The organism is Cupriavidus necator, assembly GCF_040578825.1.
In the GTDB taxonomy this organism is placed as follows: Bacteria; Pseudomonadota; Gammaproteobacteria; order Burkholderiales; family Burkholderiaceae; genus Cupriavidus; species Cupriavidus necator_E.
In genome coordinates this window covers 1-13,793 of record NZ_JBEFLI010000060.1, presented here as the reverse complement: position 1 = coordinate 13,793, position 13,793 = coordinate 1, and the positions used below count along the sequence as shown (strand labels likewise).

The 13,793-nt window shown below is 57.7% G+C and carries 11 protein-coding genes and 3 pseudogenes; 3 read left to right on the top strand and 11 right to left on the bottom strand.

The window, feature by feature from the left end:
* Nucleotides 1-934 precede the first annotated feature (934 nt).
* Nucleotides 935-1,180: a hypothetical protein gene (locus AB1I47_RS24835; RefSeq protein WP_354686364.1), complete on the bottom strand. Its 246-nt coding sequence runs from the start codon at nucleotides 1,178-1,180 to the stop codon at nucleotides 935-937.
* Between the two features lie 155 nt (nucleotides 1,181-1,335).
* Here AB1I47_RS24835 and AB1I47_RS24830 point away from each other — a divergent pair, with 155 nt between their 5' ends.
* Complete coding sequence (locus AB1I47_RS24830; protein ID WP_407935906.1) at nucleotides 1,336-1,578, top strand: hypothetical protein; 243 nt, start codon at nucleotides 1,336-1,338, stop codon at nucleotides 1,576-1,578.
* A gap of 191 nt (nucleotides 1,579-1,769) precedes the next feature.
* Here AB1I47_RS24830 and AB1I47_RS24825 read toward each other — a convergent pair whose 3' ends face one another.
* The 6 genes and pseudogenes from AB1I47_RS24825 to AB1I47_RS24800 all read right to left on the bottom strand — a co-directional run bounded on the left by AB1I47_RS24825 (nucleotide 1,770) and on the right by AB1I47_RS24800 (nucleotide 8,339).
* Nucleotides 1,770-2,486 carry a hypothetical protein gene (locus AB1I47_RS24825; RefSeq protein ID WP_354686362.1) on the bottom strand — a complete coding sequence of 239 codons (717 nt, stop codon included), beginning with the start codon at nucleotides 2,484-2,486 and terminating at the stop codon, nucleotides 1,770-1,772.
* Nucleotides 2,487-2,596: 110 nt separating this feature from the next.
* Nucleotides 2,597-3,349 carry a caspase family protein gene (locus AB1I47_RS24820; protein WP_354686361.1) on the bottom strand — a complete coding sequence of 251 codons (753 nt, stop codon included), beginning with the start codon at nucleotides 3,347-3,349 and terminating at the stop codon, nucleotides 2,597-2,599.
* A 2-nt stretch (nucleotides 3,350-3,351) separates the two neighbouring features.
* Nucleotides 3,352-4,179 carry a hypothetical protein gene (locus AB1I47_RS24815; RefSeq protein ID WP_354686360.1) on the bottom strand — a complete coding sequence of 276 codons (828 nt, stop codon included), beginning with the start codon at nucleotides 4,177-4,179 and terminating at the stop codon, nucleotides 3,352-3,354.
* Nucleotides 4,180-4,632: 453 nt separating this feature from the next.
* Nucleotides 4,633-5,652 carry an IS110 family RNA-guided transposase gene (locus AB1I47_RS24810; protein WP_354686359.1) on the bottom strand — a complete coding sequence of 340 codons (1,020 nt, stop codon included), beginning with the start codon at nucleotides 5,650-5,652 and terminating at the stop codon, nucleotides 4,633-4,635.
* 116 nt (nucleotides 5,653-5,768) lie between these two features.
* A pseudogene (locus tag AB1I47_RS24805) lies at nucleotides 5,769-7,092 on the bottom strand (IS4 family transposase).
* 173 nt (nucleotides 7,093-7,265) lie between these two features.
* The gene (locus AB1I47_RS24800; protein ID WP_354686388.1) at nucleotides 7,266-8,339 is read right to left on the bottom strand and encodes a hypothetical protein; all 1,074 of its coding nucleotides are present in this window, start codon (nucleotides 8,337-8,339) and stop codon (nucleotides 7,266-7,268) included.
* Nucleotides 8,340-8,718: 379 nt separating this feature from the next.
* Between AB1I47_RS24800 and AB1I47_RS24795 the strand changes: the two genes are divergently transcribed.
* The gene (locus AB1I47_RS24795; protein WP_354686387.1) at nucleotides 8,719-9,150 is read left to right on the top strand and encodes a hypothetical protein; all 432 of its coding nucleotides are present in this window, start codon (nucleotides 8,719-8,721) and stop codon (nucleotides 9,148-9,150) included.
* Nucleotides 9,151-9,270: 120 nt separating this feature from the next.
* On the opposite strand, the pseudogene AB1I47_RS24790 reads toward AB1I47_RS24795, so the two are convergent.
* From AB1I47_RS24790 to AB1I47_RS24780, 3 genes and pseudogenes are all read right to left on the bottom strand, one after another.
* Nucleotides 9,271-9,510 (bottom strand): annotated as a pseudogene (locus tag AB1I47_RS24790) (MBL fold metallo-hydrolase); the annotation flags it as partial.
* A gap of 185 nt (nucleotides 9,511-9,695) precedes the next feature.
* Complete coding sequence (locus AB1I47_RS24785; protein ID WP_354686358.1) at nucleotides 9,696-10,646, bottom strand: ComEC/Rec2 family competence protein; 951 nt, start codon at nucleotides 10,644-10,646, stop codon at nucleotides 9,696-9,698.
* 63 nt (nucleotides 10,647-10,709) lie between these two features.
* Nucleotides 10,710-11,834, bottom strand: a complete 1,125-nt coding sequence (locus tag AB1I47_RS24780; RefSeq protein WP_354686357.1) for a patatin-like phospholipase family protein — start codon at nucleotides 11,832-11,834, stop codon at nucleotides 10,710-10,712.
* A gap of 594 nt (nucleotides 11,835-12,428) precedes the next feature.
* Between AB1I47_RS24780 and AB1I47_RS24775 the strand changes: the two genes are divergently transcribed.
* Nucleotides 12,429-12,683 (top strand): hypothetical protein, encoded by a 255-nt coding sequence (locus AB1I47_RS24775; protein WP_354686386.1) that lies wholly within the window; start codon nucleotides 12,429-12,431, stop codon nucleotides 12,681-12,683.
* A gap of 7 nt (nucleotides 12,684-12,690) precedes the next feature.
* On the opposite strand, the pseudogene AB1I47_RS24770 reads toward AB1I47_RS24775, so the two are convergent.
* Nucleotides 12,691-13,211 (bottom strand): annotated as a pseudogene (locus AB1I47_RS24770) (ISKra4-like element ISBte1 family transposase); the annotation flags it as partial.
* Nucleotides 13,212-13,793 lie beyond the last annotated feature (582 nt).

The following is a 13,793-nucleotide window of genomic DNA, read 5'->3' as shown; positions in this document are numbered from 1 at the left end:
ACGGGGGGGCTGCGGGGGAAGCCTTACACCCTCGTCGAACTCTGGCGTTCTGGGTTGGCGCGGCTGGGCTCACAGGTGCAATGCCTGGCGCTGACTCGAACAGTTCGTGTCGCGCGACGCGATCTGCCGCCGTGGCCTTCAAGGATCGTCTCGGGCTGATGTTCGCCTAAGTTCCCAATTGTCGCAGCGCGCTCTCGGTCTCGCATGCCGCATAGCCCGAAGACGCTGGAGCGGCCTGGGCGCAGGCAGGAGCGTCGCTTTATCGGCCGACTCGGCCTTTCGGCGCTTTGGAGTCGAACGTCTCTATAAAGGGTCGGCTAGAGACCTTCTCTTCGCGGATGAACGGCGGTTCATGAACGTTCGGCGGAAAGGGCCCGCCGAACACCGAATGCGACAAGATCAAGCCCCGGCCAAGGCGCCGGGCACAAAGGCAGCTTCCACCACGCCCCCCGGTACGCACCTTCGGTCGCTTCTATTCCAGCTTGACGAGCACTATTCCGCAAGAGATTCTTCTTCAAGGTGCAATAGCTTGGGCCGCAGTACGGCTGGGGGCTGTCAAATAGTTCGGGCCCTGAGCAGAATGGCCAGTCATCGCCTCCTGGGCTTGCGTCTCGGGTGTTGGCCAACCTCTTTGCGGCCCAATTCATTGCACCATTCGGTAGCCGCCACTTTCATGATTTCATGATCATGACGATATCGGGTTGGCACAGGTTGGCACAGTTCCGCGGGCTCTCTGTTTTCATGGCGCTCGCAGAACCCGCAAGAGACCGTTTTCCGAGGTGGCAGCAAAGCGCTCGGTACTCTCCACGCGCGAGATCAGGTCATCACAGCACCGACGAAGCAAGCCCAAAATGCTACGGGCCCGGGAACGAACAGCCTAGCAGCGCTACACAGGCAGAGGTTAACTGGCGGCTAGATCGAGCTTTCGTCGAATTCAAGACTCTCGACAACGGGCGCGTGGCCGCTCGTCAGCATCCGTGGCCGAACCTTGCCGATTCTGCAGACGGTCGTGCATTGTCTCGCAGCGGATCAACATCATTGTCGCGGCTTCCTCATCGGTGCCGGCTACGTCAGCCCCCGCAGCGCTGCGCAGATATACTTGTCGGGAGACGATGGCGACGATCACAATGATGGCGCCGACGCAGACGGCCCGGGCCACAAATTGAAGATATCGCGCCATGAAAATCGCACCGGATAGCAGGAGATGATTTGGTGGCTAGACTACACGAAGATGCCACAAGACGGCGCTACGTCGTTGCACGATTGACACCGCCTCCGTTTCGCCGTAGTGAGGCCGGACCGCGCCTTCTGTGACACCACACTGGGCTGATGAGCATGCCAAAGACAATCGTGCCCCTACCGGGCGGCCTCTACTGGGCCACGCCGCACGCGCCCTTTCCCCTGGACGTTTCGAATGGCCATGACGAAGTCTTCCCTGGCGCTCATTGCGTCAGCGACGGCAAATGGGTCACTTTCTACAAGGACGGGGAAGAAGTCTGGGCGTGCAATGCCGTGTATGCCGCTGCGCATTTCGACTTTTCTACCGAGTCGAACGCTTGCGCGTCGACGGCCGACTGAGGTGCCGGCGGCGCTCGCACCCTGCCCTTCTCTACCAATCAAACATAACACCCCATCAAGCAGCAATATTTCGGGGTACGGGCGTTATGTTAAAAGGCGCCGGCGCCGGTTTGCTCCGGGACGATGGGACGCCCGCCAAAAATCACGCCCCATGTTTTCGGCACAACCAGGTACAACAACGCAGTTGACCGCTACGCCAGCTTAGATCGGAGCGCTGCGTTTAGTTCGTTGCCGGCATCCAGGACAATTTCTGAGATTCGATTGAATGCACACTCTAGAAATGGAAAAACCTCCCGTTCTTCATAAAGTGTACCATCGTATTCGAACCGTTGAAAGTTAAGTCTAAAAGGCTTTGGATCAACCTCGGTCATGTCGAGCCAAAGTGACGGCTTTACCAAGCTGCGATGCTTGCAATGGTTGGCCAGCGCGTTCAGATACGAGTAGTGCTCATGTTTAACCAGCAGATTTAGCTGATAGACCAATGCCGACTTCTGTCTGCGAGATTGAAGCAACCTTATAACCGAATGCGCGGAAATGCGCCGTGGAGTAGGCGCACCCTCTTGAAGATTGTAGCCGAGTGAATAATAAATAGCGTGGGCAAAGATGTCTGAAATAGCATGGAGACTTTGAACGCAGGCCGTAACGTGAGCACTAGTTCTATTAATAGCATCATCAAAGTCGCGTTGTTCTTTTTCAGTTCCCGCACCGAACATAGCAATCAATCTGCGTTCGCTGGGTATTGCTTCAACTTTCTTATCCAGAATCTTGGTCGCCTCACGATAGTGGAAGCGGGCGTATTCGCCTCGATCAATTGCCGACCCAAGGCTCTGTCGGGCAAGTTCGAGTTGATCATGCCCGAACTGCTGGCGCACGAGAGTTCGTGTTTCTTGAAGATCCCAAGTGAGCATTCGAAGTCCTGATGTTGTGTCCAAAAAGGTTAAGAAATCCACGCTGCCAAGTCGGCTGACCCATGCCGGGCGCACAGAAAAAAGGCCAGTTGCACGAACTGGCCTTTCGGTTATGCCACAACGGCAAATGGGAACTTTTTCTCAGCGCGGGGCGCCTCGAAGGCCGGTGTCTGGCGGCCACCGCTTAACAGTTTCACCCGTGCTGACGCAGCATGGTGACTCTCCTGCGTCGAAAACGTTGCGTATAACTTGGTCAGATCGATATTGCTCAGCCTTTTTCCTGCCCACTCATTGGCGGAACCTATTAGCGAGGAGGTGTAATATCCACCTGCAGATTCACTCTCACCTGCCGTTTCATCGATCGCGCACGAGTTCATCACGACGATTCCGCCGTCGCAACGTGAAATGTCCTGCTCGAAATATCGCCGGCATTCCGCAGGAGTTAATGCCTGCCCCCTTGCAGAATCGAATGTCATTGACTCCATTGCGGCCTTGAGAACGCGTTTCTCATCTTCCCGCTTCCGGCAGCAGTCCAGAATCAGCGTATGCTTCTCGGCACCAACTCGCAACTCCAGGCTATTTATGGTCTCCCGTGAATTGATATGCAAAATCGTGCTGCCGCGCTGGTTGGAATGGTAGCCGTGCCCCGCGAAGAAGATCAGGGAATAATCCTTCCGCTTCAAAATCTCGATCTCCGCCCGGATATCGCTCGCAGACGGCGTAATTAGCGTCGTGATTTCACTTTCATACCACAGTCCTCCAACAGGCGACATGAAGAACCTCTTCAAATTCTCCACATCGACCTTTACACCCGGAATTTTCTCATCCGGCGAACCTATGATCAAAGCCTTGCGCGACACCACTTTTAGGTCTCCTTTACGGGATCAGTAACTGAAGCAGAATCCTCTATTCTGGTGATGATGGATGGCGCAAATCTCTCGCTAGCACCAGCCAATAACGCCAGAAGGGGAATGATGTACTGGGAGTTGCCCTCAACAACCAGACTGGAAAATATAATTCCTGATTTGACGCCTAAATAAACAATTTGCCCCGAAATGAATCCGCCAACAAGACGGCATCCTGACTCGATAAAGTGTAGATACTTTCCCGCATAACTCGCATGCTGCAGGCGACCAGATCGCAGGATTATCGAAAGGCAGGCCCCGGCAATAGCCCAGGAGCCAATATCGATGCTGCGTACAATATCTTCACAAAGCGCTAGATTGCCTCGATTCAAAATCAAGGCAATGGATATCAGGATCGCAGTTAGCGCCACCGTAAAGCTCAGATACCACTCCCTGGATTTCTCAACCACACGATCCAATCGGAATTCATCTGCCTGCACCAGAATCTCGGTCGCACCTTCACAATTGTTTTCCAGGCAGTTGACAATTGCCTCCCCGACAATTGTCTTGAAGCTCAACACGGAGGCCTCGCTCAGACCGCTGGTCGGCTTATGCTCGGCAATCGAACACTGACTGAGCGTTTTCTCGACATTCTTCTTGTCCTCTAGCGATCGCGAATCATCGTAGGACTTTGTTGTCTCCCAATCTATGTTCTTGTTTCTGTCAACAAGAACAATATAGTCCGCGGTGATTCTAATGATCCGTTTGCAATTACCTCTGTGCCCACCCCAAATCTCTTCATATTGACCAAATTCACACTGCGGTTCTTTTTTTTCTCTCACCCACATTGTCATTATTCTTGATAGAGTTTTTATGTGTAACGCGGCATGGATTGTACCCCTCAGCGCTTGCGCAGTGACTCTGTTCGCACGCTTACGAGTATTGCTAGCGGATAACGGCGATCGGCAAGGGATACCGGTGGGACATTCAGGCCATTTCCTTATACAAAAGTCATGACTCTTCTATATGAACGCGCCCCTTTGCGCTAGTTTTTCGTGTGCTCCGACAGACAGGATGGGCTGCAGCTCTATATCCGGCATTCTTGCAGCCGGTACTACCGCTGCGTGCCCCGATGAAATTCGCTGACTCGCACCTCATTCCCGCAGCGAACTAGAAGCCCGGAGAGTCATTCAGGTTTAGCGAGTCACGGTCCTACCTGGTTTGTCATCACTCACGATTGCCAACGCAACCTTTCGACGTTCACCCTGTGTCAAACGTTGATCTTGAACGTGGCCTTGAGGTCAGGCCGGCTTCTTGCTCACGTAGTCCTTTTCATACGCACGGTCATGCGCTAGTACCGCCCAGATCGTGCGCGCCATCTTGTTAGCGAGCGCCACGATTACGACATTCGGTGGCCGTCGCTTCTTCATTTGTTCGACCCACGGTCCGGGTTCCTTCGCATGTGTCAATACGCTGCGCGCACCGTGAATCAGGAGCGTGCGCAGATACGTATCTCCGCGCTTCGAGATGCCGTGCAGGTTCACCTTGCCGCCCGAGCCCGTCTGTTTCGGCACCAGTCCAGCCCAGGCGGCAAACTCTCGTCCGGAGCGGAACACCTTTGCGTCACCTATCATCGCGACTGCTGCAGTGGCCGTGAGCAGCCCGACGCCGGGAATCTCGCTGATCGCCTTCACCGCCTGGTCTTCCTTCTTCCATTCGCGCATGCGCCGCTCAATCTGCGCTATCTGCTCATCCAACCTCTCCAGACCGTTCCACTGGTCCCGCAACGTATCGACGAGCACTGCCGGCAGGCGTTCTGCGACCCGCTCAAGCACTGCCGGAATCTCCTTGTCCAACTTCGCTCGTCCCTTGCTCATCACCTCGCCGTATTCCGTCAGTAACCCGCGCAGAGCGTTGCTCTGCATCGTCCGGAATTTCACCAATTGCTCGCGCATCCGGTGCAGTGCCAACATCGCCTGTTGCATCTCGGTCTTCACCGCCACTGCCTTGCTCGGCTGCTGGACTGCCAGCCAGATCGCTCGGGCATCCGCCGAGTCGTTCTTGTTGCCCATGTTGAACGCCTTGACGAACTTCGCCGGCATCAACCTGACCTGATGGCCCAGCTTCGTGAGCTCCCTTGCCCAGTGTTGCGCTCCACCACACGCTTCCATCCCGATCAGGCACGGCGCCCGGTTCGCAAAGTGCTCTAGGAATTTCGCTCGCTTGATCGGCTTGTTCACAATCTCGCCTGTCTCCGGGTCAATGTAGTGCACTTGAAAAACCGTCTTCGCCGTATCCACGCCCACTGCCATACAGTTCATTTTGGATCCTCCGGTTGCCGGGAAATGCTTGCATTTTCCACTGGGCACGTCGATGCCGATGGCCCGCGAGGATACACTTTCCCTACTCTCACGTTCACGGGTGGGACGCGTTCATTTCATTCCCGTAGTGCTTGAATGGTGAGCGCGGCGTCCATAGTTCGCTGCATACCGATCCAGATCGTCTTGGCGCCGGGCTCGCCATCGCTCTTGCGCCCAAGGAACCCGCCCAGGGAAGCAACCAACCGAATCATCTGATTGAGTGTGACCGGTGTCTTCGGGCGAGCTTTCTTGGCGAGCACGTATGCTCCCCGAATTTCGTCGGCGTCGAAGAACAGGGACGCATCCAGGTCCGGACAGGTTCTGCCCAACCGCATCAACCGGGCAATGCGCCACGCCACCACCATATACAACGCCAAGGCACGCTCCACACGATCCATTTGCGATAGCTGTAGCGCCTCGACCTTGCAGCCTGTCTTCAGGACATGAAAAAACATCTCCACTTCCCATCGGGCTCGATACCACTCGACGAGTTCGATGACAGCATCAGCATCCCGCGCTTCTCGGTTCGTCAGCAACCGCCAAACCACTGGCTTGACACCTGCGGGCGCCTCGATCTCCCTGGCCTCTACACAGGTGAGCGCAGCGCCATTCAGACCGGGCAGCCTCATGCGTTTTGCGCGTAGCTCTTGTTTAACCTCTCGCGCCTTCTGGCCTGCACGGCCTGGCAAGATAAAGGCGATGTTCCCAAGTACTGGGCTGGCTCCGACGCTATCCCACAACTTGTCGCCCTCATCAAGGTTGCGGTTGTGTTGGCTGCGGATCAACAAGTCGGCCGGCTGGCCAAGTTCCTGGGCCCGCAACATCAGCTCGGCAATATCACCTTCGCGGTCCGTCACATACACCAGTCGTGTCTGGGGCAGTTGCGCGGCTTGCTCCGCAACTCGTTCGTACCCTCTCGATCCAGCGTACGCTTTCCTTGATCCCGCTGCGCTTGCCATTGGCGTCCTTCGGCTCCCGGGCCCACATCCAAGCATCGATCACCCCTAGCGGCTCCCGGTCTGGCGTAACCGCGTAGGTCGGATGCAAATACATGCCCCGCTGGGCTTCGTAGCTCAGCGGCCCGAGTCCCTCGATCTCCTGGCCATTAAAGTTGAGCTCGGTTGTATCAGCGATGCACAGCACTACCGGAAACTGTGCAGCTCTTTCCGCCGTGCGTTCCCAATGCGGCTGCATCACGTCCCGCCAATCGATCTGCTCATTGCCGAGAAAACGATACGCCCCAATGGTTTGGGACCAGTCATCGCATGCGCCGGGAATGCTCGCCGTAGGCAGGGCTGCAAACCGCTTGAGCAATTCCTTGGCGCGCCGATCCCGCCGCGGATCACCAAGATCCAGACTCTCAAATTCCTCGTCCACCCATGCCCCCGATTCGTTGCCCATTGCAGCGCGCAAATCCGAGAGTAAACGCGAGTCTGGCGAAGTTAACAACCCCTTACCTCGAAATTTCCGTAGCCTCAGGCTTCATGCCCCTCTGCGGAGACGGTACTACTTTTGTATAAGGGGATGCATTCAGGCTTGTCACCGTGGTTCGCCCAAATGGCCGCCATGGTCTATCAGCGCGCTCGGTCCGCAGATGGCCTTCTGACGATGTCAAATCCAGCCAGCAGCAGGCCGGGGAATGCGGCTGGCACGAGCGCTTCGTCAAGATCGGTCATCCGGTAGTTACTTCCATAAACGTTGCGGTCCATCCATTCCACAATAGCGTCCCGCTCTGCGTCCGGTAATGGTGCCGCTGACAGGATGCCACTGCCGGTCGCCCGCATGAGCCCGCTCGGGGGCAACACATGCTCCTTCAGCCACACGGGTGACACGCGATTCATCAGGACACTCGGCCATGACAGCGCAATGTGGCTACGGCGCAGCGTCCACACGGACTGTGTCAAATATGTCCCGATACTGGAACAGTCCGACGGCTTAATTTCGGCGGTCAGCGCCCCCGCCGCCTCGGCCACGTCATGGCCCTGGAACAGGGTCAGGATCAACTTGGCACCGTAAGCGTTGTCGATATTGTCGCCGATCCGCCGGACACCGATGGTGCGTGTCTCGAGGAGATGCGCCACGATCACTGGCCAGATCCCGTCCGCGAACATCGCGCGCGGAAATGCCAGCCGTTCCGCCAGCCGATCGGCGAGCCAGCTCACATCAGCGGCAAATAGCAGTTCCTCCACGCCGGACGCTGTGCTGGCGCTTGCTACACCAAGCTGGATGATCAGGTATTGATCGACCCAGGTTTTGAGTGCCGTCAGATCGTCGGCGTTGGGTCGGATCCAGACCTCGCGATTTTCTGGCGCGTAGCGATCGCGCCGCGTGAGCCATACCTTTCCTTCCCGCTCCGCACGCTCGAGTATCGTTTCCAACTCCACGGCGGCAGCGAGGCGATTCGCGGCGACGGCGGCTTTGCGCATGGCCCCCACCGAACTCGGCGCTAGTTCGGCTTGTTCCGGACGGCTGCGGCGCTCCTGATGTAGCGCCCGCAGCCATCTGACGGCCCAGTCGGTGTGCTTTCTGATTTCCGTGTCGGCCAGCGTACTCAGGATGGGACTGGGTTCGACCACGTGCTGTCGCACTTGGATAATTGGCATGACGCCCGATAGACTCCCCCCGCGCGCAAGCGACACCTTCGGCATGAATTTCGGCACTCGTGATCGAAAGCGAGACCGATTCCTGTTGGCGTCCTTCACACCCATACTGCGTGTGGCAACACGGCTCGGTCATGGGACCGCTGACGATCTCCCGGGCGCGCCGAGATGTACAAAACAACGTTGCGCCGTAGCGCAGCGCGGCATCGCGAAAATCGCTACGCGGCAGCCCGTGTTTGCCGTTGGCGCTTACCAGCACGGCCCGTGGGCGTAGCCATTGCCAGACCGCGTCATAGGCCCTGTCGCGGTCAACAAACGAATAGGATCCATGATGCGGCGTCTTCACGACGTCGCAGCCGAGCCCCATCGGCCAACGCGCCATCAGATAGGTAAAGTTCTCAAGGTCCCCGGTAAGAAGCAGGCGCCGATGGACGACTCCGAGACGGGCCTCGACCAACAGCACGATGGACGTGTCATTCAGTACCGAATTCCCGAAAAATTCGGGGTCCACGCCGTGTGCGGCGGCCTGTGCTTTCAGCTCCTTCTGCTGACCCGGTCTAAGTGCTGGAGGAAGATGAAGAGGAATGCGATCGGACGTGATTTCGCCATTAGCAATCGCCAGCCGGAGTTCCTCGAGGTCGTCCTCAATGGGGGGCTCCAGTTCATCCGACAACAGCCATCCAAGTGGCATCGGCTGCTCCAGAAAGAGGCTCAGCGCGTCGTCCCTGGTCAGAAGCCGCTCGATCACCCGGCCGGCGGGGGACAGGACCTTAATGGACAACCCCCCATCGGGACTGATCCAGGAAGCGCCCTCGACGGGCCACGACACCGCACACCCGGGGCCGAGAGCCTGCTGTAATGCTTCAGCCTGATCCAAGCCGCGCTGTACCCGGGCTGGAAATAGCCAACTATGCCGCTGGAAGGCTGGTAGGCACGGCCCCCAGTAGCGATGGATGGGCAGCCGATCGGCTTGCTTGGCATAGTCGAGCAACCCATCTACATGGTCGGCATCGCAATGACTCAGCACCGCCAGATCGATCTCGCGGGCGCCTACCCGACTCAACGTTTCCCCGATCCGCTGCCCGCCAGCCTTCGGCCCACCGTCCACAAGGATGGTCGAAGCGGGTCCCTCCTGCGGGTTCCAATGCAATAACAACGCGTCGCCGTGACCGACGGCAATGAGCTCGACCTTTAGGGTCGCTGCGGACCTCGCTTTCATTCGACCCTCGCGCAAGATGTGGGGCACTCGCGAGGCATGTCGCGCCGTGCTGTCGGCAACGTCCGTGACTGTGGCGCCGCCCGCTCGGCGGTGAGGCAAGCAGTCCACATGTCACGCATTTGCGCAATTCCTGAATGGCCAGACATTTGGGGGCACTCCTCCACCGTGTTGATCCGTAGCGCAGGCTAGCGCAATCCCTTGAAGCCGGGGTTATATCGGTTCTGGATCGTATCGGCGTTCTGGCGCAGAAGTTCCGACTTCTTGGCGCGGTATTGCGAGGCCGATGAAACCCTCTGCGAATTCGCCATCAGGTTCGTAAGTTGGAAGTCCGCAGTGTGGCCACCAATCGATTCGATGATGACATCACCGGTCTTGGTAGTGAAGATGGGGATTTCCAACTCGTACAGGATCCCGCGGATTTCCTCGCACGGATGGCTGTACTGGTTGTCGTAATTCGAGGTACAGATGGCCAGCCTGGGCCTCACTTGCTCCAGGAACTTCTTCGTCGTGATATCACTTGGCGCGCCATGGTGCGGCAGCACCAGTACATCCACCTCGCTGCTAAATATCCTGCAGCTCCGTAGGTAGGAGCCGATGTTTGCATGCTCGACGTCCCCCATGCTGGCGACATTGAAGGTGCCCCCACGGAACACCTTGACCGTCGAATTGTTGTTCGAATTGTTCTCGTAGATTTGCTTTGGGTGGTAAAGGATGTCCTTGTACCCGAGATGGTTGCTCTTTTCCAACGACGAAATATAGGACGGCGTGATTTGCACGGCCGTCACCTTTCCAGCAGCGGAAGCGGCGGTACGGTAGGCGGTAATCAGCTTCAGGCTTCGCTCAGCACTATCGGTGTGAGGCGAATAGCCTGGATACTCGACCCGTTGTGGCTTCAGATTGGTCAGTATCCATTCCAAGTCGCCTGGATTACAGTGATCTACATCCCAGCTAGTGATATGCAGCGTATCGATAGTCTTCTTGCCGCAAATCGCAAGTTCGTGCGCCAGTGTCTTGTTGCTATAGGCCTCGGTGCGGCGCGCCTCGATCAACGTGAAGTGACCGTCCGCCCAATACGAGTAGGACGAACCGGCCTCGCCAATCTGATACGCACGGAAGCGCGTCTTAACGGCTTTCACTCCCGTGCTAGCACGGAGCTTGTCAACCCACGGATTTACACTCATCTTGATCCAGAAATCACGTCAGACAACCGACGCTTGGGAAAACGCCATGTCATTCCAGTCGGCCGTCTCATATCCATGCTGCGCAATCAAATCGAAAACCTCTGCAGAAACGACCTTGAGATTGGTCGGCCAACTCGCGGCACGTTCGACCTCCTGTCGGGAAAGCCAGGCGCCATCGCTTCGCGCACCAGACGCCGCAGCGAATTGAGCCAATTTCTCCTGCGGCACGCTTCCGATCTGATAATACCGACCGACCGACCTGTCCTTTAGGATCGCGTTCACAAAAGGCCGCACGCGTAGCGCGCGGGCCTGGTCCATCGAGATCTCCAGGATCCTGGAGAGCCTTCGCAATCGCCATTGGGCGGGCAACGCCGTGCGTTCGAGGACAGCGCCGGCATCTGAAACGATCAAATGATCTACGCCCTTGAGGCTCTGATTCCCGATGTCAAAGAAGGGCTCCATGCCGAGATTGTCGTAGACTCCCCCGTCAATAATATGGAGCGTCCGATAGGCGCTGGAGACAGCCAGTTCGTGGCTCTCAGTGCCGCCCCAAGATGGTCTTTTGAACCACTCCATGCCTGCCGCATCGATGCGCAGCGGGCCGATGAGCAGAGGGTACGCCGCAGAAGCGGCCATCGCCTGCGCAACAGTAAAGTTCTTTGCGGCGGCGTAACCCAACTCATAGTCGCCGCATCGCTCCTCCTTGAAGCGGAATCGACGGCCAGTCTCCGCGGTTGTCCCGTTGATCGACCAAGCGGGCGACGGGTCAAGCTGGTCCAGTGTGATGTCAATGTCCCAGGCGCGATCCATGGCCATCGCCAACACATTGGCCCGCGAAAACAGAAAGCGCCAATTGTCGGGGCGGTATAGCAATAGCGCGCGAGCTTTCCGCTCCAGGCACACGGTTGTCAGCAACTCCCGTATCTTCGGCAAGACGACGTGCAAGTACGTGTGAGAATTAGGCCAGCGCCAACCGTTCAGGCGTAGGACCAGGCCTGTTATCAGGGTACCTCCGGATACGGAAGAGATAGCAGAGACCTGCTCCAATTGCTCCTTCTGCGCCAGCCAACGCAGCACGCCAGCATGGAAGACCATGGCCCGCAGCCCGCCACCGGATAGCGCCAGACCTATACGTTCGGCCATTCATGTCCTTTGCGAGTCATAAAAATGTGCATCAAGAAATATCAGCTACTTACGCGATCACTCCAGCCTGCTGTTTTGCCGCACTTCCGAAACGAAACCGCCAGCCTTGCAGACTGTGCAGCTAGCCCGTGCGGATAGCAAGAAAGCGCCGATATCTTAGAGAACCGAGTATTTGCGCATACTTCAAAGGCACCTGTGCACCCCCTGTTGGTGGGGCGCACGCAATAGCATTACACCCCAATTTTCTCCTTCGGGATTTTCGCGAGAGCTTTGCCGCTGCGTTACGCGCGATGCGGCAATCTTGCGACCGCCTCGAGTCAATGCGCGCCTGCCTCATGGCTTTGTGGCTCACGAATTTATCGGTAGCGGGATGATGAATGGCCTCCCCGAACGCGCGTTAGGAATCGGGCGGCACTTCCCGGACCGCGGCTGCAGGCCGTCAGGCGTGGCGCGCCGCGCGATCCGTCATACCGGCGCATTTGATCGTACCTTTCGTGCGGCGGGGCAAACGCAATTCTGCAACGCTTCTCGAACGCCCAAGGTACGATCCTCCCGATACCGGTGGGCACGGCAAGCTCGCGCTCCGGATTGAGCGTGATCGTGTCGATTGGCGACCAGTTTCGAGTGTTGCATGACCAGCGCTGCGGCCTGCGCTTCCAGCTTAGCGCGTCCCTCCACCTGCGCCACGGCCGCATCGCGCGCCTCGTGGCGCGCCGTACGCTCCTGGTCCACTTCGCGCAAGCTGCGCCGCTCACTGGCTTCAGCGCGTTCCTGCGCGAGCGTCACCGCCCCGCGGGCCTGCTCCAGCTCCCCCCGCGGCAGAATAGATGTCGCCCCGATAGAATTTGAACCCTCGGTGCCGAGGCCGCCAAGCCATCTGCTGCCGTTTTGACGAACCGCTTACTCACCACCAAGTTGACGGCCGACTCGACGAAACCGGATGTATGGGCTCCCCATGCCCATAGCGGTCACCGTAGTTCACGATGCAATGCCGTTTGATGTGCAGGTAGACGATGTTGCCTAGGAGTTTGGCCTCTTCGGGGCTGGCCTCGGCATCCAGATCCCAGCCGAGGCTGTCCAATCGGCGCAACGCTGGATAGGGGCAGCCGTGCCACAGGTGCCACTTGGCGCCATGCAGCGCCTTGATCAAGGCCGCGTTGCTAGGACCGTCGTAGTGTGCCGGCCGGCCCTTACAGTAATCATCTGTTCGAGGTTCTGTATCCGCATGGCGATGTGGAACCAATCGAGAACGTACTCACTGCGGTCACCAAAGCCGAGCTGCGCAAACCAGACTGTATCGTCTCCATCCGACAGAAAGATCACTGGTTGACTAAGTTGCACACCTTCACGTAGCAGGAAATTCAACATACGATCGGCCATTGAAATCGTACACGTAGACGAAGCCTTCGTGCTCGCGCAGAGTGAAAGCGCTCAGCATCTGAGCGGTAGCCGTCGTGGAAAAATTGCAGAGCGCCCTCCCCGGCGTCGCCGTACCGCCGGACTCGAATCATGAACTGATGCAGATGTTCGTCCGTCCGGCCCATGGGCGTATGAAGTGGTTCCAAAATCATATATGTGGCGTAGACAGCGGTTCAGGCGGCATTGCAGCGCCCTGAGAAGCGCGCCCGTGCCTAACGTGGGATTTTCCCCAATGTTCCTGCCGGCGGAACCGGGAATAATGGCGAGGCCATCCTCATCCAGAAGCCCCCGGCGCCGTACCGTGGTGCAAATACGGGTGGCCTGCTTCTTGCGAGAGGCTGGCGCTGTTCCGCGCTGACAGCGCCGCACCAGACGGCGCGAGCAGGAGATTTCCATAGCCCCCGCCGTCATACATGAATGCCACCTGTATCTTTCCGCCTGTGCTAGTACAACATCCCTTAAATAGGTTGAATAATTAATCGCCTCCGATATCATGACGGGATGAGTCGAGGCCGCCATGCAACGCCAGTGAAGCTGGCG